The organism is Tumebacillus lacus (assembly GCF_026410385.1).
Taxonomy (GTDB): domain Bacteria; phylum Bacillota; class Bacilli; order Tumebacillales; family Tumebacillaceae; genus Tumebacillus; species Tumebacillus lacus.
This window is the reverse complement of the sequence record NZ_JAPMLT010000001.1, coordinates 1-26,350: the sequence shown is the minus strand read 5'-3', so window position 1 is coordinate 26,350 and position 26,350 is coordinate 1. Positions and strand designations below refer to the sequence as shown.

Here is a 26,350-nt window from a genome sequence, read left to right as displayed (position 1 = left end):
GATCTTAAACTCGTTCCGACCGACCCCAAGACGCAAAAAAGCCGCGGGTGCAAACGCGCCCACGGCAGAACGAACAGACGAAAGAGGACAGCAACAGGCCCGCAGACCTGTCCCGTAACCGTTTCGAATCACGTTCTTCTCACGAAAGCGGACACAGTTCTCCCGCCTTCGCCGCTTGTCTAAAACAAGCCGCGTTTGCATTCTTCCACACCTATTTTCGTCTCAGGGTGTATTAGAATTCAAACGAAAAGATCATGTCGAAACAGATACCACCTTTCCTCTTCAAGTTATCACCAGTATATGACAAGGATTCCCTCTTGGCAACCACAGAACTTCCGGCAGATCACCCGTCCCTACAGTTGAGTCAGCCACTCCGTCATCTCCTGCAGCACCTCGCCCTGCTCCGGCTCATTGAACAGTTCATGATAGCACTCCGGATATTCCACATATTTCCCGCCCAGAGGCAGCCGCCGGAAAAACGGTTCCGCCGCCTCTGCATCGACGAGCAGATCCTGCCCGGCCTGCATCAGCAGCACCGGCACGCGCACCCGTTCCGCTTGGGCCCGCGCCTGCTCCATCGCCCGCGTCAACTCCCGATACCAGCGCACGCTGACCGGGATGCCGCAGTGCGGATCATCCGCGTACGCCTGCACCACTTCCGGCGACCGGGAGACCAGCGACGCGCTGAGACCGCTGCTCATCCGAAGCCGCGGTGTCGCCGCATCGAGGACGGCCGCCAGCCCCTTCTTCCAGCCCGGCACCTCCACCGCCAGCCTCAGGCACGGCGACGACAACACCGCCGCAATCACTTGCGGAGTGCGCGACAGACGCTCCTGCAGATACCGCACCGCGATCAGCCCGCCCATGCTGTGACCGAGCAACACCACCCGGCCGTGTGTCGCCAGTTCAGTCGCTTGTTTCACCCATTGCTCCACCGCATCGAGATACTCGTCGAACGAATCGACGTGACCGGGCAATCCTGACGTAAGGCCCGCCCCCGGCAGATCCCCGGTCACCACCGGGATGCCCCGCGACGTCAACGCCCGCACCACATGCCCGTAACGCCCGCTGTGATCGCCCGCACCGTGCACCAACACCACCGCCATCGACGGCTCCTTGTGATCGGCGCGGTGCGTCACCCCCGCCTCTGTCGGAAAGACCAACGTATGCAGCTTTCTCTCTCTGTTCACCGTTTTGTCATCCCCCATCGCTTCTAATTTGTACCGAGCAGTTCTTTCACCTGTCCACAGCACATAAAATCGACACCAAAACAGTCCGGAAAGGGGGGAGCTCGATGGAAGATAAATGGTTCCTGCTCATCCGCGACACCATCGGCATCGCCGGCAACCTCGCCGAATGCATCGGCATCATCTTCCTGTTCACCCAGTTCCGTCGTCGCGATCGCCCCGTCACCGTCAAGCGCCGCTCCTTCGATCAATCGTAAGGGAAGCCGCCTGCGCTCCACCCGGCGCGCAGACGGCTTCTTCCTTCTTTGTCCATCTTTCAATTGCTTTGATCGTAAAGACCCGAAACGCAGATGTCAAGGATGCCCACACTGTCTCACCCCTCCTCAGAAAAGGAATACACAGTCAGACGGCGAATCTTATCACCATCCATTAAAATTCATTTTTCTGATTATTTACGATATTTGGAAGGAGTCCATTCTATGACATCCGTATCCTTCATCACCGGCTTTCCCGGCTTTATCGCCACCCGGCTGTTGAAAAAAATCGCCCGTTTCCACCCCTTCGCCCGCTTCGAACTGCTCGTCCATCCGAGCCAACTTTCGCGCGCAAAACAGGAACTCGATCGCCTCGTCGCGGACGGAGCCTCTCCACGCGAGCGCTACCGCCTGATCCAGGGCGACATCACCGCCAAGGGCCTCGGCCTTGGCTCGGACGACCTCACCCGCCTGCGCCGCGACGTCACGCACGTCTTTCACCTCGCCGCCCTCTACGACCTCGCCGTGCCGCAGGACATCGCCTACCGCGTCAACGTCATCGGCACCGATCATGTAAACGATTTTGTGCGCAGTCTGACGCACTTGCAACGCTATACCTATTTCTCCACCGCCTACGTCTCCGGCGACCGCACCGGCCGCATTTACGAAAGCGAACTCGACTGCGGCCAGTCGTTCAAAAACCACTACGAAGCCACCAAATTTGCCGCGGAGGTCAACGTGCAAGCTCTGCGCGAAGACGTGCCGCTCACCATCATCCGCCCTGGCATTGTCATGGGCGACTCCCGCACCGGCGAGACCGCCAAATTTGACGGTCCCTACTTCATCATGCGCTTCCTCGACCGGCTGCGCGCGTTGCCCGTGCCCTACGTCGGCGCCGGAGCCGCCCACATCAACCTTGTGCCCGTCGACTACATCATCGACGCCACCGCCCACCTCGCCTTCGCGCAGGAGGCCCTCGACCGCGTCTACCACCTGACCAATCCGAACCCCTGCTCTGCCCGCGAAACATACGAGATGATCTGCACCGCTCTGCTCGGCAAAAAACCGACCTGGACCCTGCCTTCTTCCCTCATCGAAGCGTCGCTGTCGCTGAGCCCCCTGCGCCGCTTCGTACGCGTCGAAAAAGAGACCATCGCCTATTTCTCCCACCTCGCCGACTACGACGCCTCAGGAGCCCAGCAAGACCTGCTGGCAGCCGGCATCCACTGCCCCTCGCTCCGTGAGTTCCTGCAACCTGCCGTCGACTACTACATCGCGCATCGAACCGACCCTGACAAACTGATCCCGGTCCGTTAAACGGCCAAACAGACAAAAGACCTCCTCCTCCCGCCGAGAAAAAGGGGTCTTTCTCCTAGACGGATCTCTCCCGTCTTCACTTCATCAAACAAAAAGACCTCTTCCTCCCGCCGGGAAAAAGGGGTCTTTTCCAAAGGCGGATCGCAGCCGCCTTTACTTCATCTCAGCCAATACCTTCTGATCCAACAAAATGATATGCCGTTTTTGCACATCGATCCAGCCGTTTGCCTTGAACTCGTTCAAGATCTTGCTCGTCGTCTCACGGGTCGAGCCGATCAGCGAGGCGATGTCTTCGTGCGTCAGTTTGATCCCGATCTTGACGCCTTTGTCCGCCCGTTCGCCGTGGATGTCGGCCAATTTGAGCAACAGGCGGGCGAGACGGGTCTGCACATCGTAGAACACGAGATGTTCGATCTGCTCTTGCGCCTCGGTCAGACGGTGCTCGACGATCTGCGCGATCTTGAGCGACACGCTGGCGTTTTTCATGACGACGTTCTCAAACTCCCGCTTGTCGATGGCGCAGATCTCCGCCTCGTCGAGCGCTTCGGCAAAATTGCGGCGCGGCTCATCGGAAAAAATCGCGCTCTCGCCAAAGATATCGCCCGGCTCCAAGATGACAAGCGTAAAATGTTTGCCCGTCTCCGACAGGCGCGAGATGCGCACCCGGCCGGACTTGAGCATATAAACCTGCGAGCTCGGCTCGTCAGGCGTAAAAATGTATTCGCGCTTCGGCACGGTCGCCGGCTGAGAGCCGCGACCCAGTTGATCGAGTTCTTCTTCATCCAGATCTTTGAACAGGTCATATTGTCTGAGGTAGCAGATTTCGCAAATTCCACTCATGTCGACTGCCTCCTCCACTCTACAGTATATCGGTATGTCGCTTCACTTTATAAAGTAACACAATCACGCCCGCCCCGCAAGACAATTTCTCAATCAATTCTCATTTGGGCGGATGACGATTTTTCAGGTGTGTGACGGTTTGTTCGACACAATCGCCGCCGCTTTCGAGATCTCGCGCAAGACATCGGCGAGGGTCTGCTCATCCATCAATTTGGCCCGCTGAATCGTCTGTCCGCGCGTGGACGACACATAGCGCGTCGGCAACGCATTCAATGCGATCGCCAACACGTCATTTTTGCATTGCTCACACGTGCAGTTCATCTGTAGATGGTTCATCTGGACGTCCAACACCTCGGACACCACCGATTCCATCAGATTGAGTACCTTCATCACAGACTCCCTCGCTCCCTTTTCAGTCCTTTCTACTTCCACATCCTGCCCCTCAATTCCTTTTAATAAAAAAACCTTCCTGCTTGCTTAGCAGGAAGGTTTTACAGAGATTTGACTTAATACTGCTCGGGAGCCTCGCGGAACTTTTGCAACAGCTCGACATCATCTGCGGAGATATAGTTCTCAGCCGCAGCGATCGGCAGCAGAGCCGAATAGGAAGACAGCGTCGCAAACGGCACGCCCGCTTCTGCAAATGCCGCCGATGCTTTCGGGAACTCGTACGTAAAGATCGCCGCGACGCCGATCACTTCGCCGCCCGCCTCGCGCACGCCTTGCACCGCTTGGATCGAAGAGCCGCCCGTCGAGATCAGGTCTTCGATGACCACGACTTTTTGCCCGTCGCGCAGCACGCCTTCGATCAGATTGCCTTTGCCGTGCTTTTTCGCAGAGGAACGCACGTAGATCATCGGCTTGCCGAGCTTGTGCGCCACCCACGCCGCATGCGGGATGCCCGCCGTCGCCGTGCCGGCGATCACATCGACGTCACCGTACTTCTCCTTGATCAGTTCTGCAAATCCGTCTGCGATCATCTCCCGGATCTCCGGGTAGCCCATCGTCAGGCGGTTGTCGCAGTAGATCGGCGAGCGAATGCCCGACGACCAGGTAAACGGCTCGTGCGGGCGCAAGGCCACCGCTTGGATCTCCAGCAGCGATTTGGCAATGCGGGCGGAAAGTTCAGTTGTCATGTCTAGTTGGCCTCCTGTCGTACTTCTTCCAAGATCCGCAACGCAGCAGCGCGCGGATCGTTCGCATGCGTGATCGCGCGTCCGATCACCAGATAGTGCGCGCCCAGCCGCAGCGCTTCGCCCGGCGTCATCACCCGCTTTTGGTCGTTTGCACCCGCCCACGTCGGACGGATGCCGGGGATCACCGTCAGGAAGTCCTCGCCGCACGCCTCGCGGATATACGAGATCTCATGCCCGGACGCCACCACGCCGTCCAGACCCGCTTCCTTCGCCAGCCGTGCATAGTGGACGACGATATCGCGCACATCGCCCGGGATGCCGATCTCGCGGTTCAGCGTCTCTTGTGCCGTCGAGGTCAGTTGCGTCACGCCGATCACCTTCGGGATCGTCAGGCCTTGCGCCTTCGCCCGGTGGATCGCCGCTTCCTTCGCCCGCTGCATCATCGCAAGGCCCCCGCCGCAGTGCACGTTAAACATGTACACCCCGTGTTGCGTCACCGAGTCGGCCGCGCCTGCGACCGTGTTCGGGATGTCGTGAAACTTGCAGTCCATGAACACCTGAAAGCCCATCTCGTTCAGCCGGTGCAGGATCTGCGGTCCAGCGTGAAAGAACAATTGCAGGCCGACCTTCATCGTGCGGATCGTATCGCCGAGCTTGTCGGCCGTGCGCAGCGCATCGTCCATGTTGTCATAGTCGAGCGCCACGAAGATCTTCTCTTCCGGTTTCACGCGCTGTTCCGTCATCTCTACGCCAGCTCCTTCCATGCCGCGCCCTGCAGGTCGCGGATGCTTGCGATGCCATGATCGAGGCAGTATTGACGGATGCCTTCGATGATCTCCGGGCAGGCCAGCGGATTGACAAAGTTTGCCGTGCCGACCGCCACCGCCGTCGCCCCCGCCATGATAAATTCAATCGCGTCTTCCGCCGTCATGATGCCGCCCATCCCGATGATCGGGATCGAGACCGCCTGCGCCACCTGATAGGTCATGCGGACGGCGACCGGCTTCACTGCCGGGCCGGACAGCCCGCCGACGCCGTTGGCGATCAACGGACGGCGCTTGTTCAGGTCGATCGACATCCCGACCAGCGTGTTGATCATCGAGATCGCATCCGCCCCGGCCGCTTCCACCGCCTTCGCCATCGCGACGATGTCGGTGACGTTCGGCGACAGTTTGACGATCACCGGCACGCGGGATACCCGTTTGATCGCCTCGGTCACCTGCGCCGCCTGCAGCGGATCGGTGCCGAACTGGATGCCGCCGCATTTCACGTTCGGGCAGGAGATGTTGACTTCCACCGCGTCGACATCTTCGCTGTCCATCAGCCGCTTGGTGACGTCCACATAGTCCTCGACCGTCGTCCCTGCCACATTGACAAACACCGGAATCTCATAGCGGCGCAGATGCGGCAGTTCCTGCGCGATCACCAGCTCGACGCCGGGGTTTTGCAGCCCGATGGCGTTCAGCATCCCGCCCGGCGTCTCCGCCACGCGCGGCGTCGGATTGCCAAGGCGCGGCTCGATGGTCGTCGCCTTGACCGTGATCGAGCCGAGCACGCTCAGATCATAAAAATCAGCAAACTCCTTGCCAAATCCGAAACAGCCGCTCGCTGTCGTCACCGGATTTTTCATCGTGATCGGACCGATTCGGACCGACATATCGACATCTCTCACCGTCATGCGAACACCACCTTCGGAGCCGAAAATACCGGGCCGTCCTTGCACACTTTTTTATAGCCGACCGAGCCGTCATCCATCCGGCACGACGTCACGCAGGCCATGCAAGCCCCGATGCCGCAGCCCATCCGCTCTTCCAGCGACAGGTAGCCTTCGACCTTGCCGTCCATCTTCGCCTGCACCGCCCGGAGCATCGGCGTCGGGCCGCACGCGTAGAAGCGGTCGGCCGTTGCCAGCAGTTCCTCCGTCATATAGTCGGTGACAAACCCTTGCAGACCGAGTGACCCGTCGTTCGTCGCCACCAGCACCTCGCCATAGCGGCTCAGCTCCTCTTGCAAGATCGCCACGTTCGCCGACTGGAAGCCGATGATCGAGGTCACCTTCGTGCCCTGTTGGGTCAGCTGTTCCGCCAGTTCCACCATCGGCGGCACCCCGATCCCGCCGCCTACGAGCAGCGCGTGACGGTCGCCTTCATGCAGGGTAAATCCGTTGCCGAGCGGGCCGAGCACGTCCAGCTCCTCCCCGACCTTTTTCTTGCGCAAAAGTTCCGTGCCTTTGCCGCCGACGCGATAGGCCACCGCAATCGCTTGGCTCTTCGCGCCTCCCTCGCCCTGCACATAGCAGAGCGAGATCGGGCGTCGGAGCAGATGGTCCACCCCGTCCGTAACGCGGATGTGCAAAAACTGTCCAGGCGTATAGCGGAGATCCTGCGGGGCCGAAAACGCCAGCCACATCATGTTTTCCGCGATCTCCCGGTGTTCGAGGATCGTCAGCCGTGCCATCCAAACCGCCTCCTTATCGAGTTACCGTCATCGGGGCCTCCAGCGGCGCCGTCACAAACTTGATCGACGAAAGCACATCGAGCATCGCTTTTGCCGTGTCCAGCGAGGTCAGGCACGGGATGCCGTGCTCCACCGCTTCCCGGCGGATGCGGAACCCGTCGCGGGTCGGCTCTTTGCCGCGGGTCAGCGTGGAGATGACCATGTTCGTCTTGCCGCTGCGGATGTGGTCGAGCAGATCGTTCGAGCCTTCGGAGATCTTTTGCACTTCCTTGACTTGAATGCCGTTTTCACGCAGCAGGCTCGCCGTGCCCGATGTTGCGACAAATTTGAAGCCAAGGCGCGCATACCCGCGCAGAATCGGCAACGCCTCTTCCTTGTCCTTGTCGGCAATCGACGCGATCATCGTGCCGTGATCCGGGATCTGGATGCCGCCTGCCAGCAGACCTTTGTACAGCGCTTTGGCAAACGACGACTCCTGGCCCATGACTTCCCCGGTCGACTTCATCTCCGGGCCCAGCGTGACATCGACGCGGCGCAGTTTGGCAAAGGAGAACACCGGCACTTTTACCGCCACTTGATCGGTCGGCTCCGGCCACAAGCCGCCTTTGTAGCCTTGGTCAGCCAGCGACTTGCCGAAAATGATGCTCGTCGCCACATCGACCATCGGCACGCCCGTCACCTTGGAGAGGAACGGCACCGTGCGCGAGGAACGCGGGTTGACCTCGATCACGAAGACTTGGTCTTTCGAGATGACGTACTGGATGTTGAGCAGCCCTTTGACGTTCAGCGCCCGCGCGATGCGGGTCGTGTAGTCGAGGATCGTCTCTTTCAGATGCGGGTAGAGCTTTTGCGTCGGATACACCGCGATGGAGTCACCCGAGTGTACCCCGGCGCGTTCGACGTGCTCCATGATGCCCGGGATCAGCACCTCTTCGCCGTCGGAGATACCGTCCACCTCGATCTCAAGGCCGGTCAGATAGCGGTCGACGAGCACCGGATGCTCTTTGTTCACTTTGACCGCGTGGGTCATGTAGTGGAGCAGATCTTTCTCGGTGTAGACGATCTCCATCGCCCGTCCGCCGAGCACGTAGGACGGACGCACCACCACCGGGTAGCCGATCGTGTTCGCCGCATCCACCGCCGCTTCCACCGTGAACACCGTGCGGCCTTCCGGGCGCGGGATGTCCAGTTCGGTGAGCAGTTGGTCAAATTTCTCCCGGTCTTCCGCCCGGTCGATATCGGCAAGCTGCGTGCCGAGGATCTTCACGCCGCGCTTTTGCAGCGGTTCCGCGAGGTTGATCGCCGTCTGGCCGCCGAATTGGACGATGACGCCTTCCGGTTTCTCCCGCTCGATCACATGCATGACATCCTCGATGTGCAGCGGCTCAAAGTACAGGCGGTCGGACGTCGAGAAGTCGGTCGACACCGTCTCCGGGTTGTTGTTGATGATGATCGATTCATACCCGGCCGCTTTCAGCCCCCACACCGCGTGCACCGAGCAGTAGTCAAACTCGATGCCTTGACCGATGCGGATCGGACCGGAGCCCAGCACGACCACTTTCTTGCGGTCGGAGTCGATCACTTCGTCTTCCTGCTCGTAGGACGAGTAGTAGTACGGGGTCTCCGCATCAAACTCCGCCGCGCAGGTGTCGACCATTTTATACACCGGGCGCAGGCCGAGCGCCGTGCGGGTGCCGTGCACCTCTTCCTCCGTCTTGTTCGCATAGCGGGCGATGGTCGCATCCGGGATGCTCCATTTCTTCGCCTTGATGAGCAGTTCCTCGGTCAGACCTTCCGTCCCGATGCGCTCCAGCAGGCGCACGATCCCTCCCACTTTGACAAGGAACCATTCGTCCACTTTCGTCAGGTCATGCAATTGATCGACCGTGTAGCCGCGCTTGAACGCTTCGGCGATCAGGAAGAGGCGTTCGTCGTCGGCGACCACCAGACGTTTTTCCAACTGCTCGGTCGACAGTTCGTTCGCACCCGGCAGATCGAGGTCTTCCAGGTCGATCTCCAGCGACCGCACCGCTTTCATCAGCGACGCTTCAAAGCTCCGTTCGATCGCCATGACTTCGCCGGTCGCCTTCATCTGCGTGCCCAGCACCCGCTTCGCCGAGATAAATTTATCGAACGGCCAGCGCGGGATCTTGGTCACGATGTAGTCCAGAGCCGGTTCGAAGCACGCGTACGTCTGCTTCGTCACCGGGTTGACGATCTCATCCAGCGTGTAGCCGACGGCGATTTTGGCTGCGATCTTGGCGATCGGATAGCCGGTCGCTTTCGACGCGAGCGCCGACGAGCGGGAGACGCGCGGGTTGACTTCGATCAGATAGTATTGGAAGGAGTCCGGGTCGAGCGCGAACTGCACGTTGCAGCCGCCTTCGATGCCGAGCGCGCGGATGATCTTCAACGCCGACGTGCGCAACATCTGGTACTCGTGGTCGGACAGCGTTTGCGACGGCGCGACGACGATGGAGTCGCCGGTATGGATGCCGACCGGGTCGAAGTTTTCCATGTTGCAGACCACGATGCAGTTGTCGTTTTTGTCGCGCATGACTTCATACTCGACTTCCTTCATGCCGGCAATCGACTTCTCGACCAGCACCTGCGTGATCGGCGAGAGGGACAGACCCAGTTCGCAGATCTCTTGGTACTCCGCCCAGTCCTTGGCGATCCCGCCGCCGGTGCCGCCGAGCGTAAACGCCGGACGGATGATGATCGGAAATCCGACGCGGTTGGCGAACGCTTTTGCGCCTTCATAAGTGTTGACGATCTCCGAGTCGGGGGTCGGTTCGTTCAGTTCACGCATCAGCTCGCGGAACAGGTCGCGGTCTTCCGCCTGCTGGATCGACGGGAGCGCCGTGCCGAGCAGTTCCACGCCTTCTTCCTCTAAAACGCCCATCTCGTGCAGTTTCACAGCCAGGTTGAGACCGGTCTGCCCGCCCAGCGTCGCCAGCACCCCGTCCGGCCGTTCTTGGCGGATGATCTGCGCCACAAACTCCGGAGTCAAGGGTTCGATGTACACTTTGTCGGCGATGTCGAGGTCGGTCATGATCGTCGCCGGGTTGGAGTTGACGAGCACCACTTCGATGCCTTCCTCACGCAGCGCTTGGCAAGCCTGCGTACCGGCGTAGTCAAACTCCGCCGCTTGGCCGATGATGATCGGACCCGAGCCGATGACGAGAATTTTCTTAAGGTCTGTGCGCAGCGGCATGTTAGTTCCCCTCCCAGTGAGCGTTCATGACATCGATGAATCGGTCAAACAGATAGTCGGAGTCGTCCGGACCCGGACGCGCTTCCGGATGGTATTGCACCGAGAAGACCGGATATTTCGTATGACGCACGCCTTCTACGGAGCGGTCATTTTGGTTGATATGTGTCAGTTCCAGGCCCGTGCCCGCCAGCGACTCGTCGACGACCACATAGCCGTGGTTTTGCGAGGTGATGTAGCAGCGGCCGGTCAGCAGATCTTTGACCGGGTGGTTCGCGCCGCGATGGCCAAACTTCAGCCCTTCCGTCTTCGCCCCGCAAGCCAGCGAGATCAGTTGATGGCCGAGGCAGATGCCAAAGATCGGCACCGCCGGGATCAGTTCCTTGATCGTCTCGATCACATCGTTCAGATCGGCCGGGTCACCAGGGCCGTTCGACAGAAACACCCCGTGCGGCTTCCAGGCCATGATCTCTTCAAACCCGGTGCTCGCCGGCACCACTGTCACATCGCAGCCGCGTGCCAGAAGCGAGCGCAGGATGCCCGCCTTCATGCCGAAGTCCATCGCCACCACGCGGTGTTTTTCGCCAGGGCAGCGGTAGGTCGATTTGGTGCTGACCTGCGCTACCTGATCGCGAGGGAGCAGATGGTCTTTGTTCAGCTCCGCGACATATTCCTCGACCGGCTTGTCCAGCGTGGTGATCACGCCCGTCATCGTGCCGCGCACGCGGATCTTTTTGGTCAGCATCCGCGTGTCGATGCCTTGGATGCCGAGGATGTTGTGACGCTTCAGGTATTCGTCCAGCGTCCCTTGCATCCGCCAGTTGCTCGGATGATCCGACCATTCGCGCACCACAAAGCCGCGTACATGCGGATGGCTGGACTCGATGTCATCGACGTTCACGCCGTAGTTACCGATCAGGGGGTAGGTCATCGTGACGATCTGCCCGTAGTACGACGGATCGGTCAGCACCTCCTGATACCCGGTCATGCCGGTGTTAAACACCACTTCTCCAAAACTCTCGCCAGACGCTCCGAAGCCCTCGCCTTCAAACACCGTGCCGTCTTCCAAAATCAATCGCGCTCGCATTCTGTCTCCACCCTTCTCTTCAAATCTCAGTCGTGCCCACTCCGTACTGCCATTCCGTACTGCCACTCTGTCCTGTTGCTCTCGTTCTTTTTCTCTCTGTTCTTTCTCTCTGTTACTCGGTCTTATAAGTCACGCGCCCCCGGTTGATCGTCAGGGTGCTCCAGCCTTTCACGCGCTTGCCGACAAACGGCGTATTTTTCCCCTTCGAGAAAAAGGCGTTCGGATCAATCGCCTGCTCCGTCTCCAGGTCGACCACCGTCAGATCGGCGATGCCGCCCTGTTCCACCTTGCCGCCCGGCAGTCGGAACACCTGCGCCGGATTGGTCGCAAACTTTTTCACCAGTTCAGCCAGCCCAATCGTCCCTTTTTCCACCAACTCCGTGTACAGCAGCGGGAACGCAAACTCGATCCCGGTAAATCCGAACGGAGCCGTCGCAAACGAACGCTTCTTCTCCTCTTCCGTATGCGGCGCATGGTCGGTCGCGATCATGTCGATGGTCCCGTCCAGCAGCCCTTGCAGACAAGCTTGACGATCCGCCTCCGTGCGCAGCGGCGGGTTGACTTTCATATTCGCATCACCGCCGTCCGTCTCGTCGATGATCGATTCGGTCAGCAGTAGATGATGCGGGGTCACCTCGGTCGTCACCTTCAGACCGCGCTGCTTCGCCCAGCGCACCAGCTCCACCGAGCCTGCGTCCGAGATGTGGCAGACGTGCAGATGCGCCCCCGTCTCCTCGGCCAGCATGATGTCGCGGGCGATCATCACGCTCTCCGCAAGACCCGGAATGCCCGGCAGACCGAGCCGCTTCGAGACGACTCCTTCATTCATGCAGCCGTCCTTCGCCAGATCCTCGTCCTCCGAGTGGATCACCACCGGGATGTCCTGGCAGGCCGCCACCTCCATCGCCCGTCGCATCATCGCTGAAGACTGCACACCGACGCCGTCGTCGGTGATCCCCACCGCGCCCGCTTCCCGCAGCGCGATGATGTCGGTCAGTTCTTCGCCGAGCTCCCCGACCGTGATCGCACCGTACGGCAGCACCGTGCAGGAGCCTTCCTTTTCCGTCACGTCGTACACATAGCGGATGCGCTCCGGCGTGTCGATCACCGGACGCGTGTTCGGCATGCAGGCCACCGTCGTATACCCGCCGCGGGCCGCCGCCTTCGTCCCGGTCTCAATCGTCTCCTTCGCCTCGAACCCCGGCTGCCGCAGATGCACATGCATGTCGATGTAGCCCGGCAGGATCACCCCGCCGTTCAGATCGTGCACCTCATGCCCGCTTTCTTCCACGAGTTCCGCTATCTCCGCTATATGGTCTCCCTCGATCAAGATCTCACGCGCTTCCAGCTCGCCGGTCTCCAGATTGAGCAGTCGTCCGTTTTTCAGCAACAGTCCCATTTGTCCGAGCCCTCCTCTATTTCAACACTTCAGCCAGCGCCTCGAGATCGCGTTCCAACTGCTGTTCTTTCAGGCAGTACGCCAGCAGCGCCATGCGGATGTACACCCCGTTCGTCGCTTGGCGGAAATACGCGGCCCGCGCATCGCCATCCACTTCCGGCAAGATCTCGCCGGCTCTCGGCAGCGGGTGCAAGATGATTGCGTTCGGCTTCATTCCGTCGACGATCTCTTGGTTGATCACATATTTGCCCGCCGCTTTCAGATACTCTTCCCCGCTTGGGAATCGCTCCTTCTGAATCCGCGTCATATAGAGCACATCGACTTCGCCCGACACCTTTTCCAGATCGGTCTCCTCAAAGTACGTCACGCCGCGCTCATCGAGATACGCTTTGACCTTCTCCGGGATCGGGCAGTTTTCCGGCGAGACGAAGTACACCGTCACCTTTTCGTATTTTGCCAACATGTAGGAGAGGGAATGTACCGTTCGCCCGTAGGTCAGGTCGCCGACCATCGCCACCTTCAGTCCGTCGATGGCACCCAGTTCCTTCTGAATCGTGTACAGATCGAGCAGCGACTGGGTCGGATGCTCGCCGGAGCCGTCCCCGGCGTTGATCACCGGCACCCCCGCCACCTGTGCCGCCCGCTTGGCCGCGCCCTCTTCGTTGTGGCGCAACACGATCACGTCGGCGTAGGAGGAGATCACGCGGATCGAGTCTTCCAGCGTCTCCCCTTTGATCGCCGAGGAAAATTGAGTGGCGTTCTCCGTCGAGATCACGCTGCCGGACAGTCGCATCATCGCCGACTCGAACGAAAACCGGGTCCGCGTGCTCGGTTCAAAGAACAGGGCCGCCATGATCTTCCCTTGGAGCAGATTCGTGCCGCCGTTTTTCGCGTTGTATTCCATGATGTCTGCCATACGGAACAGTTGATCCAGTTGAATGCGGTCAAATTGGTGCGCGCTGAGCACGTGGTACATCGTAACCCCTCCGATATCTGTCAGTTCTGGTTCTCCTTTTTATAAAAAAGGACTCCACTATGCAAATTTTTTGGGCATAGGGAGTCCTCTGCAGACAGGTTCAATCCGCGTCCGTCGACTCACCTTGCCAATCTCTCTGTATTGGATTAAAGGCGTTCGCGTCCTAAGACGAGTACACTCACACCGTAGTGTGCGCGTTATTCAGTTTTTGCTTCCGCCGCGTTTTCTTTGGCAGCGTCTTGGTTGAGATCTTTCGGCAGGATCAAGTTGAGCAGGATGCCGACAAACGTCGCCAGCGCCATGCTTTCCAACGCCACCGAGCCGACCTCGATCTTCGCACCGCCCACCCCGAACACGAGGATGACGGAGGAGATGATCAGGTTGCGCTTGTGGCCGTAGTTGATGCCGCTCTCCACCAGCATCCGAAGACCGGCCGACGCGATGATCCCGAACAGCAGGATCGAGATGCCGCCCATGACCGGCACCGGGATCGAGGAGATCAGCGCCGAGATCTTGCCGACGAAGGAGAAGAGGATCGCCAGCACCGCCGCTCCCCCGATCACCCAGACCGAGTAGACGCGGGTGATCGCCATGACGCCGATGTTCTCGCCGTACGTCGTGCTCGGCGGGCCGCCGATCAGACCGGCAATCGCCGTCGCCACACCGTCACCGAGCATCGAGCGGTGCAGACCCGGCTTTTTCATCAGATCGCGACCGACGATGTTTTCGGTGACGAGCAGGTGACCAACGTGTTCCGCGATGGTGACCAGCGCGACCGGCGCGATCAGCAGGGCGGCCGTCCAGGAGACGGTCGGAGCTTGGAAGTGCGGCAGAGCAAACCAGCTCGCCTCCGCCACTTTCGAGAAATCGACTTGACCTTGCACGGCGGCAAACACATAGCCGCCGATGATGCCGAGCAAGATCGGGATGACCCCGAGGAACCCGCGGAAGAACGCCGATGCGATCACCGCGACGATCAGTGCCACAAACGCCGTGCCCCAGTTCGCCTCCGCCATATCGACCGCGACACCGGCGAGGCCGAGCCCGATCACGATGACGATGGAGCCGACGACGACCGGCGGCAGCAGGCGATTCAGCCAGCCGAGTCCGCTTTTTTTAATGATCATCGCCACGATGATGTAGACGACCCCGGACAGGAAGCAACCGAACAGCGCCGCTCCCGGGCCTTCCGCTTGCGACACCGCGATGATCGGTGCGATGAAGGCGAACGACGAGCCGAGGTAGCCGGGGATCATGCCTTTGGTCAGGAAAATGTAGATCAGCGTGCCGATCCCCGAGGTGAGCAGCGCCACACCCGGATTGAGACCGGTCAGAAAAGGCACCAGCACCGTTGCGCCAAACATCGCGAACAGATGTTGCAAGGATAAAGGCAGCGATTGCCCGAGCGGCAGGCGCTCATGAACATCGACGATTTGCTTCATGATGAGTTCCTCCTGAGGTCGATAAAGATTCAGTTCATTTTCATAAAAAAGCCCTCTCCGCCGGGCAGAGAGGGCACTAAACTCGCATGGCAAAACACACCGCGAATCGCACCGCTCTTCTGCGCCTCACGGGACGCTCCTTAAAGAGGGGTTACTGCGTTTGTTCCAAGATGATCACTTGATCGTCCGTGTCGACCTCAGCCAGTTGCACCGAGACCGCCTCGCTGCGCGAAGTCGGGACGTTTTTTCCTACATAGTCCGGCCGGATCGGCAGTTCGCGATGTCCGCGATCCACCAGCACCGCCAGTTGAATCTGTTTCGGCCGCCCGATGTCGATCAGCGCATCCAGTGCCGCCCGAACCGTGCGCCCCGTGTAGAGCACATCGTCGATCAGGATCACCGTCTTGTCGGTGACATCCACTCCGATCTCCGACCCCAGCACCTGCGGCTGTTCGCTGCGCTGCTTGAGATCGTCGCGGTAGAGGGTGATATCCAGCGAACCGACCGGCACCTGCACATCTTCAAACGCAGCGATGCGCGCCTGCACCCGCTCGGCCAACGGCATCCCGCGCGTCTTGATCCCGACCAAGACCAGATCATCCGTGCCTTTGTTTTTTTCCACGATCTCGTGGGCGATGCGCGTCAGGGCGCGGCGGATCGCCTGCCCGTCCATCAGTTGCGTCTTTTCTGTCCATGATGCCATCGCGGGTTCCCCTCCTGTCCGCCTTGCTCTTGTCACATAGTGTACCCGAAGTCCATGAAAAAAGGCTTCTTCCCGATATCAGGAAGAAGCCTCCAGCGGTTGCGTGACAGCCACGCAGACCTCTGCATTTGTGTGAACGCCCGCAGGCGTTCGTCCGACTCCTTACCGACCTCTCTGGATCAGTTTAAAGGTACTGTGAAGTTCTTCTGCTAGAATAGCAGTTCCTGCCTGACCCGTCAAGCCTCTTCTTGCTTCAATCTTTCAATCAGCCGTACCATTTCATCCGGCATCTCCGCCGAGAACTCCAGATACTCCTCCGTGCGCGGATGTACAAACCCCAGCACCTGCGCATGCAGCGCTTGCCCTTGGAGGATATCGCCAAAGCGGTTGCGCTTTTGATTGCCGTACTTCGGGTCGCCGACCAGCGGATGGCCGATAAACTCCATATGTACGCGGATCTGATGCGTCCGTCCTGTTTCGAGTTTCAGCTCGACGACCGTGTGCTTGGGCAGACGCTCGATCACCTGAAAATGCGTCACCGCCTCGCGTCCGCCCTCGCGCACCACCGCCATCTGCTGGCGATGCACCGGGTCGCGGCCGATCGGCGCTTCCACCGTGCCGAGGTCATGCGGGATCACGCCGTGCACGACCGCCACGTATTTGCGGGTCACGCTGTGCTCCTTGAGCTGTGCGGCCAGCCCGCGATGGGCCAGATCGTTTTTCGCCGCCATCAACAGACCGGTCGTGTCCTTGTCGATGCGGTGTACGATGCCGGGGCGCACTTCGCCGTTGATCCCGGAGAGATCCTTGCAATGGTAGAGCAGCGCGTTGACCAGCGTGCCCGAGTAATGCCCCATCGCCGGATGCACCACCATGCCGCGCTTTTTGTTCACCACGATCACATCGCTGTCCTCATAGACCACGTCCAGCGGGATGTTTTCCGGTTCGACAGACACCTCTTGCGGCTCCGGCACGTTGACCGTGACCGTGTCGCCTGCTTTGAGCTTGTAGTTCGACTTGACCTTCTTGCCGTTGACCACGATCAGTTCCTGATCGATGAGGTCTTGGACCTGCGTCCTGGACAGCGCCCCGCCGCTCTGTTCGGCGATCAGCTTGTCCACGCGCTCGCCGCCTTGCTCCGCCGTAAACTCCGACAGCCCGCTGCCGAGCACCGAGACCGTGCGCTCGCCCGCCTCTTCTTCCTCTTCAAACGGCTCGTCTTCGAGCAGCTCATCCAGATCTTGATATTCTGCCATTATGACTCCTCCTGCTGGCCTTCTTTCACGTTCCGCCCTTCAAAAAGCGCGGACAGCACCATCAATCCGACCGCGACGTTGATCGCGATATCGGCTACATTAAAGATCGCAAAGTTGACAAATTGCAAATCAAAGAAATCGGTGACCTCCCGGAACACCATCCGGTCGATCCCGTTGCCGATCGCACCCGCAACCAGTAACGCGAGCCCTGTCGCCATCACCGGACGGCCGATCAACTCCCCCTTGCGACGGTAGTAGAACACCACGACGATCACCGCCAGCATGCTGAGCAGGAAAAACCACTGCTGCCCGGCGAGGATGCCAAAAGCCGCACCAGGATTGCGGTGCGACGTCATGTTGATCACGCCTTCGATCAGCGGATACGATTCGTAGAGATCCATATTGGTTCGCACGTAGTATTTCACCCATTGGTCGATCCCAACCACCAGGGCAATCAAAACATAGAACAACATCGGATTCACACCTCTTCCGCCCTGTCCACCGGGCGTTTTTGCCAAGCCCATCTTAGCATATCGAGTGGAAGGGTGTAAAAAGACGTATTTTTCAGAAAATATATTGCATTTTGTAAAAGTTAATGTTAACATCTATGTGTAAGAACTATCAAATAAAAGAAATTAAAACTGGGAGGCTGAACATTGTGAAGAAACAGGCTTGGGCAGTACTGACACTTTCCGCACTTCTGACCGTGAGCACCTTCAGTGTGGCAGGCGCCGTCAAACCGGCACCGGACGCATCCGGCAAAGACGAGAAGATCGTGGTGACCACCGACAAAGACAGCAACAAAGTGTACGACGATCTGGAAGCGATCCTCGCAGAAAAAGCGGACGGCGACACCGTTCCGGTGATCATCCGCCTCACCGAAAAGTTCAGCGACGACAAGCTGGCCAAATTGAAAAAAGATCATGGCGACTTCAAGACGAAGTTTACCTTCCAATACGCCTACCAAGGCTTCGCAGGCGAACTGACCAAAAAGCAGATCGAGCGCCTGCAAAAACTCCCGATGATCGAGTCGATCCAGTTCGACGCGCCGGTCAAAGCCGACATGGCGACCGCCGTCGACTCCTTCGGTTCGAAAAAAGCGGTCACCGACTTCGGCGTGGACGGCGACCGCGACGGCAATCCGACGTCGTACTCCAAAAATGACGTCGTCGTCGCGATCATCGACACCGGCATCCACGGCGGTCACGTCGACCTCGACGGCGGCAAGATCCTCGCCTTCAAAGACTTTGTGAGCAACCAGACCGCCCCGTATGACGACAACGGCCACGGCACCCACGTCGGCGGCATCGTCGCAGGCACCGGCGAAGGCGACGGCCTGAACAAAGGCGTCGCTCCGGGTGCCGCGCTCGTCGGCATCAAAGTGCTCGACGGCCAAGGCAGTGGCACGATGTCCAACGTCGACGCCGGCATCAACTGGGCGATCCAAAACAAAGACGTCTACGGCATCAAAGTCATGAACCTCTCGCTCGGTACCTCCGGCTCCTCGGACGGCACCGACTCCACCTCGACGGCGATCAACAACGCGTACGCCGCGGGCATCGTCCCGGCGGTTGCAGCGGGCAACTCCGGCCCGAAACGCTCGACCATCGGCTCGCCGGGCGCGGCTCGCGACGCCCTCACCGTCGGCGCATTTGCGGATGTCGGCGAGATGGGCTTCAACGTCACCTCGTTCTCCTCGCGCGGACCGACGGCTGACGGACGCATCAAGCCGGACATCATGGCACCGGGCTTCAACATCACCGCGCCGAAGACCGGCACCACCAACGGCTACGTCACCTACAGCGGCACCTCGATGGCGACGCCGTACACCGCAGGCGTTGCAGCGCTGATGCTCGACGCAAACTACGCGCTCTCGCCGGCGCAGATCCGCAGCATCATGTTCAACACCGCCGAAGACTGGGGTCCGGCCGGTCAGGACATCGACTACGGGTACGGTCGTCTGCGGGCGTATGACGCAGTCAAATCGGCAGGCGGTTACGCAGGCACCGGCCCGTCCGTCCCGACGCACACCGGCGTCGTCGACTCCCTGACGACCAGCGGTCAAAAGAAATCGTTCACCTTCAACGTCACGGCGACCGGCACCCCGGCAGCCGTCACGCTGATCATGCGCGACCACACCTCGTCGTGGTTCTCGTCCTCGCCTGACTTCGACCTGTTCGTCTACAACCCGTCCGGCACGCTGGTCAACAAATCGGAAGGCACCACGCGCCAAGAGCTGGTCACCTTCAACCCGACCGTCACCGGCACCTACCGCGTCGACGTGCTCTCCTACAGCGGCACCGGCACCTTCCTGCTCGACATGAGCGCGAAGTAAACACAAAAAAGGACTCTGCGGCTCGCAGCCGGAGAGTCCTTTTTTTTATTCACCAGGCTGTTCCAAACCGGACGGGTCCGGCTCCTCATCGGGCGAATGGGTCAGTTCGTCCGCATACGCCTCTTCCCAGGAACGCTTGTACGCATCATTGCGAACAAACGGCGTCGCCGATTCGGACACCGGATTGCCGTACAGATCGGCCAGCAGGTAGCCTTCGATATCCTGCACATAGCCGATCGGCTCCTCGGAATTGGTCCAGTAATCATCCGGCTTGTACGCGACCGGGTTTTCATCGTTGGTCGCCGCGGTGCCAAACCTCGCCACCGCCTGCCACGAATCCTCGCCGTCAAACCCGTTTTGGTCCTCTGCATCCGTATCCATAAACGTACGGCCAAAGGACGGATAGAGAAAATTCTCCTCCACCGGGCGGTTTGCCGAGATCTCGCGCGCCTCCGCGTCCTCCTTGCATCCTACACAAAATCTCGCTGCCGGCTGCGCTTCCAGCCGTGCATACGGGATCTCCGCCCCGCAATGCAAGCAAGAGCCGTACGTTCCGTCTTCCATGCGCTCCAGCGCTTCATCGATCTCATCGAGGTGCAGAGAGTCGCCCTCCCGCAATGCGAGGTCTTTCCCGCGCTCAAACACCTCGCTGCCGATGTCGGCCGGATGATTGTCATAATGAGACAGCTCTCCGATCGAATCCATCAACGATTCGTCCAACTGGTACGAGTCGTTGTGATCCAAACGGTCGCGAACATCGCTCAACTCGTCTTCCAACAGTCCACGCAACCGGTTCAGTTGCTCGTTCGTCAGGCTCATCGAAGACTCCCCCTCCCGTTGGCTGTGGCTGACCGTCATTGAAAAGTCGGCGTATTCATCTGCGCTTCCACAATCTTGACGATCCTGGCGATAAAGTCACCGATCAGCGGCAGATTGAGCAACGCGAGTTCATGCAGCAGGATGAGCAGAACCGAAAGGATGACCGTCACCCCGAGACCCACGCCGACCCCGCGCGCGATGCCGCCAACCAAATTCAGCATAATCATGCGTTTGGGCCGCTGCATCAGCTTCACATACTCAGCAAATTGAGCTCGTTCCATATGGACGGCAAGACGCTCGATTTGCTCAGACAGCCGACTCAGTTGCTCTTCATGACGTATCGCATGTTCCTTCTCTTGATCGACCCGCTCCGTGGCCCATGCACGGCGACGCGTCTCTTCCTGACGTTCTTCCTTTCTTCTCATAAACGATCCCTCCTGCTTACTGACTACTATTCCCGAGAACGATGCCCTCCATGATGAGAGATATGTGGAAGGAGGCGGGCACAGAATTGTCAATTTTACAATCCGACTGTCCATTGAGAACGAAACGTCGGGGGGTGTATGATAAATAGGAACGAAAGAGAGGAGCATGTCCTTTGCGTCGCCATACTGTACGAACGCTCGCCTCTTCCATGATCTGGATTGGCGGCGTGGAGCTGTTTGCCAGTTTCCTGACCAAAATGATTTTTGACTTCGTCATTCCCTATTCCGCTTTTTTCATCGGGTTGTTGCTCGTCGGCTTTGCCGCTTGGATCATCTCGACCGTGTTTTATTGGAAATAAAGAGACCGTGTGCCGTTTGAGCACCCGGTCTCTTTTTCTGTTTACACGCCGCAGAAGACGGCTACCAGCGTTTCGCCGCGATAGTCGAGACCGATGTACCCCTCGTGTTTCACGACTTCCATCAGCGGATGAAGACGCGCGACCTTCTGCATCGCCTCTTCATCGATCATCAATTCAAATCCGGCACTTTGCAGACGTGCAGCCCATGTTTGCGCCCGTTCATGGCGTTCGTAACGGTTTTCTTCACGATTGCCGAGGATGTCTTCGATCTCTCGGACAAAAAACATTTTCAACGCGATCTTTTCCTCGCCCGTCGTCTCGATCCGGTCGATAAAATCAAACACGTGTGAAAAATGATGCCAGCACGCTGCAAACCGCACAGGCAGATCGGAATGGAAATGATCTGAATTGGGCTCGCACAACACCACCGCCGCCGGTTGCAACGCGCCCAGTTTGCCGAACACCCGCTCACGGGTACCCGCTTCTTCGCCCACGCCGCGAATGTGATGCAGGGCAAAAGCACTGTTGATCAGCAACGGGGATCCGTCCGTCGGGCGGAACGACTCCCAGTCGGCGTCCGTCAGTTCTTCAGACACCGTGTGCAGGGTGCGCACGTCCACTTCCACGCCCAGACGACCGCATGCCTCACGAATCGCCCGTTCCGCCTCTGTCAGCGCATCGAGGAACGGCTCGACGGCGATCACCGTCATCTGCCGGGGCAGTTGATCCTGTTCTTTCAACAGCTCCAGCAGAGCCACCTCTTGACGGCCGGTACCGATCCCGATGTTGAGGTAGGTGACGCGCTCCTGACCGGCCATATGCGGGGCGAGATGCAGATTCGCCAGTTGCCCTGCACCGCCGACAAACGGCATGTGGCGGGCGACCAGATTGAACAGATCGATCTGCGTGTTTTCATATTTTTTCAAATAGAGGTTGATCTCGTCTGTCGCTTTCGACTGCAGCCGTTTGGACAGCGCAGAGGTGAACACATAGTAGATCAAATCTTCGGGATTTTGATCCGGATCGAGATGATCGCGCACCAACCGTTCCAAGACCCCTTGCGCCTCCTCATCCCGTTTTGCATACAGCGCTTCGACGAGACTTGTCAGTAACGACTTTTTCGGGCAAGAGGGTTTGTTCGTATCTAAAACATCAACCATTTTATCTCCTCACTATCTTTTAACTCCATCATTTCAATGATTATATCTTATTAACCGCACCCTGACAAAGGTTCCGACTCTCCCATACAGTCCGACTCTTGCAAAAAAGGCTCGATCCACGTCTTGGATCGAGCCTTTCCTTATTGTGCTGTCTGCTGGACCACTTCCAATTCATACGGAAGCGCGCCTGCATTGATCAGACTCACCATTTGCGCCGGTTCAGGCACTGCGAGTGCCACCTGCCCGTTCAAGAGCTCCTCTTGAATCGTCGGCGACGCCAGCAGCACACCGTCCAACCAGATCGACACTTGTTGTCCTCGGTAGGCACTGGTGATGTCCCGCAGCAGTGCCGCATCTTTAAATTCGATCAGCACCGGTCGCTGTCCCGCCTGATCGAACATCATCCGTGCATTCGACTTGAGATCTCGGCCGTTTGCCAGCACCTCACCCTCCGGCGATTTAAACTCAATTTTTGCCTCCTGCAGGAACATCTGCACTACTAGGTCACGATCAAAAGTACCGCCAGACCAGATCTTCACCCGATCCGGCGAGATCGTCTGCATCTCCCACGGGATTAACCCTGCCACCTCGGCCCGTTTTTTCAACGCGGCAACGGTCGCATGTAGGCCCTCTTCGGAGACCGTCTCCCCCGGCGCGGACTTGATCTGAAACTCCGCCACAAATGTCATCTCCTGCGAATGCGACGGCTGACCGAGGCCGCCCGTGACCGAGCCGCCGCCGATCCCCGGCAACGACCCGCTCTGCCAAAGTCCGACGGTCAGCACGACCGCCAAGGCAACGGAGGCCGCCCCGCCCGCGATCAGCGTGAAGCGGCGACGGCTGGCTTGCTGCATCCGGTGTTGCACGGCTCCGCGCATCGTCATGCGCTTCTCAGGCGAGAGACGAAACGTCGGCATCTCGCCCAGTTCTTCTACCACTTTGCGTTCCTCGCTAGACCATTCCATACGCTTCCGCCTCCTTCATGAGTTTGCCGCCAAGCGACTTGATCGCCCGATGAAAGGTCACGCGCACTTTGCCCTCTGACCAGCCAAGGATATCGGCCACCTCTTGGTTGGTCAGCTCTTGGATGCCTTTGAGGATGACCACGGCCCGGTAATCAGGCTTGAGGTTCTGGATCTCCAGATACAACTCCCGCTTGGTCTCGCTCTGGAACAGCATTTCCTCCGGCAGTGCGATCTGCTCCGGCTGCTCGCGTCGGAACAGGTTGTGCAACAGTTTGCCGCGCTGTTTGCGCCGCACGCGGTCGATCGCCTGGTGCCGCGCGATGATGATCAGCCAAGTGCGGATCGAGGCTTGCTGTTTGTAGGAGTCTTGTTTGTGAAACGCTTTTAAAAACGTCTCTTGCGTCACATCTTCCGCATCTTCGCGGTTGCCGAGAAAATACATCAAAAAGCGAAACACATTGTCGGCATGCTCTTCATACACGTCGGTCCATTCCATCCGCTTTGTTCGCCCCCTCTCTTTCACTTTTGACCCAATAGACGAACGATCCGGTCATCTGTTACAGAGAGTCGTCCTCTCTTTTAAACAGTTCGCGAAGCACTTCTTGCCGGTTATTGAGGAAGTACCGGGTGACGGTGTAATGTTCGGTCTCTTCGTACTCGGCCCGCTGCAAAGGGGAGCGGTCGAATGTAAAGATCTCCGCACCCGGATAGCCAAGCAAGATCGGGGAGTGCGTGCAGATGATAAATTGCGCTTTGCCGGTGTCAGCCATCTGTTTCATCAACCGCAGAAAGCTCAACTGTCTGACTGGGGAAAGGGCGGCCTCCGGTTCGTCGAGCAGGTACAGGCCTTTCTCTGAAAAGCGTGTTTCGAACATTTTCAAAAAGGATTCTCCGTGCGACTGCTTATGCAGGGATTTACCTCCATATCGCGCATAAGGATCCGCTGCAAAGTCCGGATCTCTCATTCGCTCATCCAACAACGATGCAAAGTTGTAATAGGTCTCCGCCCGCATAAAAAATCCGGTCCGCACTTTCGGCATCCACGAGAGTCGCAGCATGTCCTGCAAGGGAAACGGCTCGCTCACCGAATGCTCATCGGCCAACACTTCCCCACCTCCCGTGGGAAACTCGCACAGGGCCGCGATCGCTTCCAACAATGTCGATTTCCCCGTGCCATTCTCCCCGACAAAGAAGGTCACCGCCCCGTTGATCTCCATCGACTCAACCCCCTGATACGCCGGCAGATGCACCGGATACTGGGCCCGCTGCTCGTCCGTCACTCGCTCCCACAAAAACTGGATCTCTCGCAAAAACATCGGTCGCTCGCTCCTTTTTCTCCTACCAGGATAATAAAAAACACCGATGCAGCATCTGCATCGGTGTTTGTGTGTGGTGCTATCAACAGGACTCGAACCTGTGACCCCCACCATGTCAAGGTGGTGCTCTACCAACTGAGCTATGACAGCGTAAAGCCCCGCGACGACATACTCTCCCAGGACCCTGCGGTCCAAGTACCATTGGCGCTGGAGAGCTTAACTTCCGTGTTCGGGATGGGAACGGGTGTGGCCTCTCCGCCATTGTCACGAGACGGTTTTCAAAACATGGTGCGGTCAAGAGGACTTGAACCTCCACAGGGTTGCCCCTACAAGAACCTGAATCTTGCGCGTCTGCCAATTCCGCCATGACCGCTTATGAAGATGGAGCGGAAGACGGGATTCGAACCCGCGACCCTCGCCTTGGCAAGGCGATGCTCTACCCCTGAGCCACTTCCGCATGTGCCGTTGTTGTCCGGCGACAGAATTTATAATAGCATGCTTGTCCGATTTGGGCAATAGTTTTTTTGAAAAAAGTTTTTCCTGTTTTTTTGATAGAAAAAGACCCGAACCGGGATCGGCTCGGGTCTTTGTTTTGGCGGAGCTGACGGGATTCGAACCCGCGGTCTCCCGCGTGACAGGCGGGCATGTTAGGCCACTACACCACAGCTCCATGTGGTTGCGGGGACAGGACTTGAACCTGCGACCTTCGGGTTATGAGCCCGACGAGCTGCCAACTGCTCCACCCCGCGACGATGTGTCTCTGTTAGACATCGTGAGTATGCTTATGAAAATGGTGGAGGTTGACGGGATCGAACCGCCGACCCTCTGCTTGTAAGGCAGATGCTCTCCCAGCTGAGCTAAACCTCCAATATGGTGCCTTTTACCGGAATCGAACCGATGACCTCATCCTTACCATGGATGCGCTCTACCTACTGAGCTAAAAAGGCAAGTTTGGTGCGGTCGAGAAGACTCGAACTTCCACGGGGAAACCCCACACGCCCCTCAAGCGTGCGCGTCTGCCATTCCGCCACGACCGCATGTTTTGTTGTGTTGTGCTGGCGACGTATATAAATATAACATCTTGAGCGGATCTAGGCAACAGGTAAAGATTGGGTTTTTCGTCGTTGGTTTTTGGGGCCTCCAACGCTCTTGTTGTCTTGTGACTCTTGTTGGAAAGACAACACGCACCGCGATGACCTGCTCTCCCAAGACCCTGCGGTCCAAGTACCATACTTTGCTACGCTGCGTTCGCTTCGCGTCTGGCGCAACCGTTGGGAACGGGTGTGACCTCTCCGCCATTGTCACGAGACGCTTTTTTGATTGCTGGGTGGTCCGAGCGGTTGGGGTATCCCTTGCCCCGCTCAAACACGTTTTGGCAAAACCGGCCAAAACAACTCGCTCCTCCAAGGGACACCCCAACCGCTCGGGCGGGCGTCAGGTGCAGGACGGGTTGGTTTGGGAGTTGGTGTTCCTTGAAAACTGGATGCGAATGTTTATATGAGGTGGGCTTGCGCCCGGATCGGCTTAGGATAAGCCCTCGACCTATTAGTACTGGTCAGCTGAACGCCTCGCGGCGCGTACACCTCCAGCCTATCAACCTTGTCGTCTACAAGGGGTCTTACCACGTTGACCGTGTGGGAAGTCTTATCTTGAGGTGGGCTTCGCGCTTAGATGCTTTCAGCGCTTATCCCTTCCCGACATAG

Annotated in this window: 25 protein-coding genes, 8 tRNA genes and 2 rRNA genes; 4 read left to right on the top strand and 31 right to left on the bottom strand. The window is 58.6% G+C overall.

All coding sequences use genetic code 11. The features are described 5' to 3' along the window. Positions 1-353: 353 nt before the first annotated feature. Entirely contained in the window at positions 354-1,190 is an 837-nt protein-coding gene (locus OS242_RS00175) for an alpha/beta hydrolase (RefSeq protein ID WP_267149642.1), read from the bottom strand. 104 nt (positions 1,191-1,294) lie between these two features. Between OS242_RS00175 and OS242_RS00170 the strand changes: the two genes are divergently transcribed. Together OS242_RS00170 and OS242_RS00165 are read left to right on the top strand one after the other, a co-directional pair. Further along, positions 1,295-1,444: a hypothetical protein gene (locus tag OS242_RS00170; protein WP_267149641.1), complete on the top strand. Its 150-nt coding sequence runs from the start codon at positions 1,295-1,297 to the stop codon at positions 1,442-1,444. Positions 1,445-1,666: 222 nt separating this feature from the next. Further along, positions 1,667-2,758, top strand: coding sequence for an SDR family oxidoreductase (locus tag OS242_RS00165; protein WP_267149640.1), 1,092 nt, complete (start codon positions 1,667-1,669; stop codon positions 2,756-2,758). Positions 2,759-2,911: 153 nt separating this feature from the next. On the opposite strand, the gene OS242_RS00160 is transcribed toward OS242_RS00165, so the two are convergent. The 14 genes from OS242_RS00160 to lspA form a co-directional block, all read right to left on the bottom strand. Beyond that, positions 2,912-3,598 carry a Crp/Fnr family transcriptional regulator gene (locus tag OS242_RS00160; protein WP_267149639.1) on the bottom strand — a complete coding sequence of 229 codons (687 nt, stop codon included), beginning with the start codon at positions 3,596-3,598 and terminating at the stop codon, positions 2,912-2,914. A gap of 123 nt (positions 3,599-3,721) precedes the next feature. Then, complete coding sequence (locus OS242_RS00155) at positions 3,722-3,988, bottom strand: late competence development ComFB family protein (RefSeq protein WP_267149638.1); 267 nt, start codon at positions 3,986-3,988, stop codon at positions 3,722-3,724. 116 nt (positions 3,989-4,104) lie between these two features. Then, entirely contained in the window at positions 4,105-4,734 is a 630-nt protein-coding gene (pyrE, locus tag OS242_RS00150; protein WP_267149637.1) for an orotate phosphoribosyltransferase, read from the bottom strand. Between the two features lie 2 nt (positions 4,735-4,736). Next, a complete protein-coding gene (gene pyrF / locus OS242_RS00145; protein ID WP_267149636.1) occupies positions 4,737-5,477 on the bottom strand; it encodes an orotidine-5'-phosphate decarboxylase in 741 nt (246 codons plus the stop codon). Positions 5,478-5,479: 2 nt separating this feature from the next. Next, positions 5,480-6,412, bottom strand: coding sequence for a dihydroorotate dehydrogenase (locus OS242_RS00140; RefSeq protein ID WP_323372855.1), 933 nt, complete (start codon positions 6,410-6,412; stop codon positions 5,480-5,482). Then, positions 6,409-7,191: a dihydroorotate dehydrogenase electron transfer subunit gene (locus tag OS242_RS00135; RefSeq protein WP_267149635.1), complete on the bottom strand. Its 783-nt coding sequence runs from the start codon at positions 7,189-7,191 to the stop codon at positions 6,409-6,411. Before OS242_RS00135 ends, OS242_RS00140 begins: the two co-directional genes overlap by 4 nt. Positions 7,192-7,204: 13 nt before the next feature. After that, positions 7,205-10,408, bottom strand: a complete 3,204-nt coding sequence (gene carB / locus OS242_RS00130; protein WP_267149634.1) for a carbamoyl-phosphate synthase large subunit — start codon at positions 10,406-10,408, stop codon at positions 7,205-7,207. 1 nt (position 10,409) lies between these two features. Continuing rightward, positions 10,410-11,492, bottom strand: coding sequence for a glutamine-hydrolyzing carbamoyl-phosphate synthase small subunit (gene carA, locus OS242_RS00125; RefSeq protein WP_267149633.1), 1,083 nt, complete (start codon positions 11,490-11,492; stop codon positions 10,410-10,412). A gap of 112 nt (positions 11,493-11,604) precedes the next feature. Then, complete coding sequence (locus OS242_RS00120) at positions 11,605-12,891, bottom strand: dihydroorotase (RefSeq protein ID WP_267149632.1); 1,287 nt, start codon at positions 12,889-12,891, stop codon at positions 11,605-11,607. Positions 12,892-12,907: 16 nt separating this feature from the next. Beyond that, entirely contained in the window at positions 12,908-13,867 is a 960-nt protein-coding gene (gene pyrB / locus OS242_RS00115; protein WP_267149631.1) for an aspartate carbamoyltransferase, read from the bottom strand. A 197-nt stretch (positions 13,868-14,064) separates the two neighbouring features. Next, positions 14,065-15,309 carry a uracil permease gene (uraA, locus tag OS242_RS00110; protein ID WP_267149630.1) on the bottom strand — a complete coding sequence of 415 codons (1,245 nt, stop codon included), beginning with the start codon at positions 15,307-15,309 and terminating at the stop codon, positions 14,065-14,067. A gap of 151 nt (positions 15,310-15,460) precedes the next feature. Beyond that, entirely contained in the window at positions 15,461-16,012 is a 552-nt protein-coding gene (gene pyrR / locus OS242_RS00105) for a bifunctional pyr operon transcriptional regulator/uracil phosphoribosyltransferase PyrR (protein WP_267149629.1), read from the bottom strand. Between the two features lie 236 nt (positions 16,013-16,248). After that, positions 16,249-17,268, bottom strand: a complete 1,020-nt coding sequence (locus OS242_RS00100; RefSeq protein WP_267149628.1) for an RluA family pseudouridine synthase — start codon at positions 17,266-17,268, stop codon at positions 16,249-16,251. Continuing rightward, positions 17,268-17,741 carry a signal peptidase II gene (gene lspA / locus OS242_RS00095; RefSeq protein ID WP_267149627.1) on the bottom strand — a complete coding sequence of 158 codons (474 nt, stop codon included), beginning with the start codon at positions 17,739-17,741 and terminating at the stop codon, positions 17,268-17,270. The genes OS242_RS00100 and lspA overlap by 1 nt, the downstream gene beginning before the upstream one ends. 185 nt (positions 17,742-17,926) lie before the next feature. Here lspA and OS242_RS00090 point away from each other — a divergent pair, with 185 nt between their 5' ends. After that, complete coding sequence (locus OS242_RS00090; protein WP_267149626.1) at positions 17,927-19,603, top strand: S8 family serine peptidase; 1,677 nt, start codon at positions 17,927-17,929, stop codon at positions 19,601-19,603. Between the two features lie 45 nt (positions 19,604-19,648). Here OS242_RS00090 and OS242_RS00085 read toward each other — a convergent pair whose 3' ends face one another. Continuing rightward, on the bottom strand, positions 19,649-20,422 hold the full coding sequence (locus tag OS242_RS00085; protein ID WP_267149625.1) for a TraR/DksA C4-type zinc finger protein: 774 nt from the start codon (positions 20,420-20,422) through the stop codon (positions 19,649-19,651). A gap of 35 nt (positions 20,423-20,457) precedes the next feature. Further along, complete coding sequence (locus OS242_RS00080) at positions 20,458-20,847, bottom strand: DUF5665 domain-containing protein (protein WP_267149624.1); 390 nt, start codon at positions 20,845-20,847, stop codon at positions 20,458-20,460. Between the two features lie 173 nt (positions 20,848-21,020). On the opposite strand from OS242_RS00080, the gene OS242_RS00075 reads away from it, so the two are divergent. Then, positions 21,021-21,206, top strand: a complete 186-nt coding sequence (locus OS242_RS00075) for a hypothetical protein (RefSeq protein ID WP_267149623.1) — start codon at positions 21,021-21,023, stop codon at positions 21,204-21,206. Positions 21,207-21,247: 41 nt separating this feature from the next. Here the strand turns inward: OS242_RS00075 and OS242_RS00070 are convergent, their stop codons facing one another. The 14 genes from OS242_RS00070 to OS242_RS00005 all read right to left on the bottom strand — a co-directional run. Next, the gene (locus tag OS242_RS00070; RefSeq protein ID WP_267149622.1) at positions 21,248-22,366 is read right to left on the bottom strand and encodes a GRAS family protein; all 1,119 of its coding nucleotides are present in this window, start codon (positions 22,364-22,366) and stop codon (positions 21,248-21,250) included. Between the two features lie 140 nt (positions 22,367-22,506). Further along, positions 22,507-23,331, bottom strand: a complete 825-nt coding sequence (locus tag OS242_RS00065) for a SecDF P1 head subdomain-containing protein (protein WP_267149621.1) — start codon at positions 23,329-23,331, stop codon at positions 22,507-22,509. After that, entirely contained in the window at positions 23,318-23,827 is a 510-nt protein-coding gene (locus tag OS242_RS00060) for an RNA polymerase sigma factor (protein ID WP_267149620.1), read from the bottom strand. The genes OS242_RS00065 and OS242_RS00060 overlap by 14 nt, the downstream gene beginning before the upstream one ends. 61 nt (positions 23,828-23,888) lie before the next feature. Then, positions 23,889-24,647 carry an AAA family ATPase gene (locus OS242_RS00055; protein ID WP_267149619.1) on the bottom strand — a complete coding sequence of 253 codons (759 nt, stop codon included), beginning with the start codon at positions 24,645-24,647 and terminating at the stop codon, positions 23,889-23,891. Between the two features lie 74 nt (positions 24,648-24,721). Next, positions 24,722-24,797, bottom strand: a tRNA-Val gene (locus tag OS242_RS00050). A gap of 5 nt (positions 24,798-24,802) precedes the next feature. Beyond that, a 5S ribosomal RNA gene (rrf, locus tag OS242_RS00045) occupies positions 24,803-24,919 on the bottom strand. Between the two features lie 14 nt (positions 24,920-24,933). After that, a tRNA-Leu gene (locus OS242_RS00040) sits at positions 24,934-25,020 on the bottom strand. 9 nt (positions 25,021-25,029) lie between these two features. Next, positions 25,030-25,104: transfer RNA gene (locus OS242_RS00035), tRNA-Gly, on the bottom strand. Between the two features lie 136 nt (positions 25,105-25,240). Continuing rightward, positions 25,241-25,317: transfer RNA gene (locus OS242_RS00030), tRNA-Asp, on the bottom strand. Positions 25,318-25,320: 3 nt separating this feature from the next. Further along, positions 25,321-25,396 (bottom strand) — tRNA-Met (locus OS242_RS00025). 42 nt (positions 25,397-25,438) lie between these two features. Then, positions 25,439-25,514, bottom strand: a tRNA-Val gene (locus OS242_RS00020). A gap of 4 nt (positions 25,515-25,518) precedes the next feature. Then, positions 25,519-25,594 (bottom strand) — tRNA-Thr (locus OS242_RS00015). Between the two features lie 5 nt (positions 25,595-25,599). Further along, positions 25,600-25,684 (bottom strand) — tRNA-Leu (locus OS242_RS00010). Positions 25,685-26,172: 488 nt separating this feature from the next. Continuing rightward, positions 26,173-26,350 (bottom strand): 23S ribosomal RNA (locus tag OS242_RS00005); the annotation flags it as partial.

Bases quoted from the DNA above. Each gene is read 5' to 3' on its own strand.
- carB (WP_267149634.1), bottom strand. From the start codon at position 10,408: ATGCCGCTGCGCACAGACCTTAAGAAAATTCTCGTCATCGGCTCGGGT.
- lspA (WP_267149627.1), bottom strand. From the start codon at position 17,741: ATGTTGTTCTATGTTTTGATTGCCCTGGTGGTTGGGATCGACCAATGG.
- OS242_RS00060 (WP_267149620.1), bottom strand. From the start codon at position 23,827: ATGGAATGGACCGACGTGTATGAAGAGCATGCCGACAATGTGTTTCGC.
- OS242_RS00155 (WP_267149638.1), bottom strand. From the start codon at position 3,988: ATGAAGGTACTCAATCTGATGGAATCGGTGGTGTCCGAGGTGTTGGAC.
- pyrR (WP_267149629.1), bottom strand. From the start codon at position 16,012: ATGGCATCATGGACAGAAAAGACGCAACTGATGGACGGGCAGGCGATC.
- OS242_RS00120 (WP_267149632.1), bottom strand. From the start codon at position 12,891: ATGGGACTGTTGCTGAAAAACGGACGACTGCTCAATCTGGAGACCGGC.
- uraA (WP_267149630.1), bottom strand. From the start codon at position 15,309: ATGAAGCAAATCGTCGATGTTCATGAGCGCCTGCCGCTCGGGCAATCG.
- OS242_RS00085 (WP_267149625.1), bottom strand. From the start codon at position 20,422: ATGAGCCTGACGAACGAGCAACTGAACCGGTTGCGTGGACTGTTGGAA.
- OS242_RS00070 (WP_267149622.1), bottom strand. From the start codon at position 22,366: ATGGTTGATGTTTTAGATACGAACAAACCCTCTTGCCCGAAAAAGTCG.
- OS242_RS00055 (WP_267149619.1), bottom strand. From the start codon at position 24,647: ATGTTTTTGCGAGAGATCCAGTTTTTGTGGGAGCGAGTGACGGACGAG.
- OS242_RS00140 (WP_323372855.1), bottom strand. From the start codon at position 6,412: ATGACGGTGAGAGATGTCGATATGTCGGTCCGAATCGGTCCGATCACG.
- OS242_RS00160 (WP_267149639.1), bottom strand. From the start codon at position 3,598: ATGAGTGGAATTTGCGAAATCTGCTACCTCAGACAATATGACCTGTTC.
- pyrF (WP_267149636.1), bottom strand. From the start codon at position 5,477: ATGACGGAACAGCGCGTGAAACCGGAAGAGAAGATCTTCGTGGCGCTC.
- OS242_RS00080 (WP_267149624.1), bottom strand. From the start codon at position 20,847: ATGAGAAGAAAGGAAGAACGTCAGGAAGAGACGCGTCGCCGTGCATGG.
- pyrB (WP_267149631.1), bottom strand. From the start codon at position 13,867: ATGTACCACGTGCTCAGCGCGCACCAATTTGACCGCATTCAACTGGAT.
- pyrE (WP_267149637.1), bottom strand. From the start codon at position 4,734: ATGACAACTGAACTTTCCGCCCGCATTGCCAAATCGCTGCTGGAGATC.
- carA (WP_267149633.1), bottom strand. From the start codon at position 11,492: ATGCGAGCGCGATTGATTTTGGAAGACGGCACGGTGTTTGAAGGCGAG.
- OS242_RS00170 (WP_267149641.1), top strand. From the start codon at position 1,295: ATGGAAGATAAATGGTTCCTGCTCATCCGCGACACCATCGGCATCGCC.
- OS242_RS00165 (WP_267149640.1), top strand. From the start codon at position 1,667: ATGACATCCGTATCCTTCATCACCGGCTTTCCCGGCTTTATCGCCACC.
- OS242_RS00135 (WP_267149635.1), bottom strand. From the start codon at position 7,191: ATGGCACGGCTGACGATCCTCGAACACCGGGAGATCGCGGAAAACATG.
- OS242_RS00100 (WP_267149628.1), bottom strand. From the start codon at position 17,268: ATGGCAGAATATCAAGATCTGGATGAGCTGCTCGAAGACGAGCCGTTT.
- OS242_RS00065 (WP_267149621.1), bottom strand. From the start codon at position 23,331: ATGGAATGGTCTAGCGAGGAACGCAAAGTGGTAGAAGAACTGGGCGAG.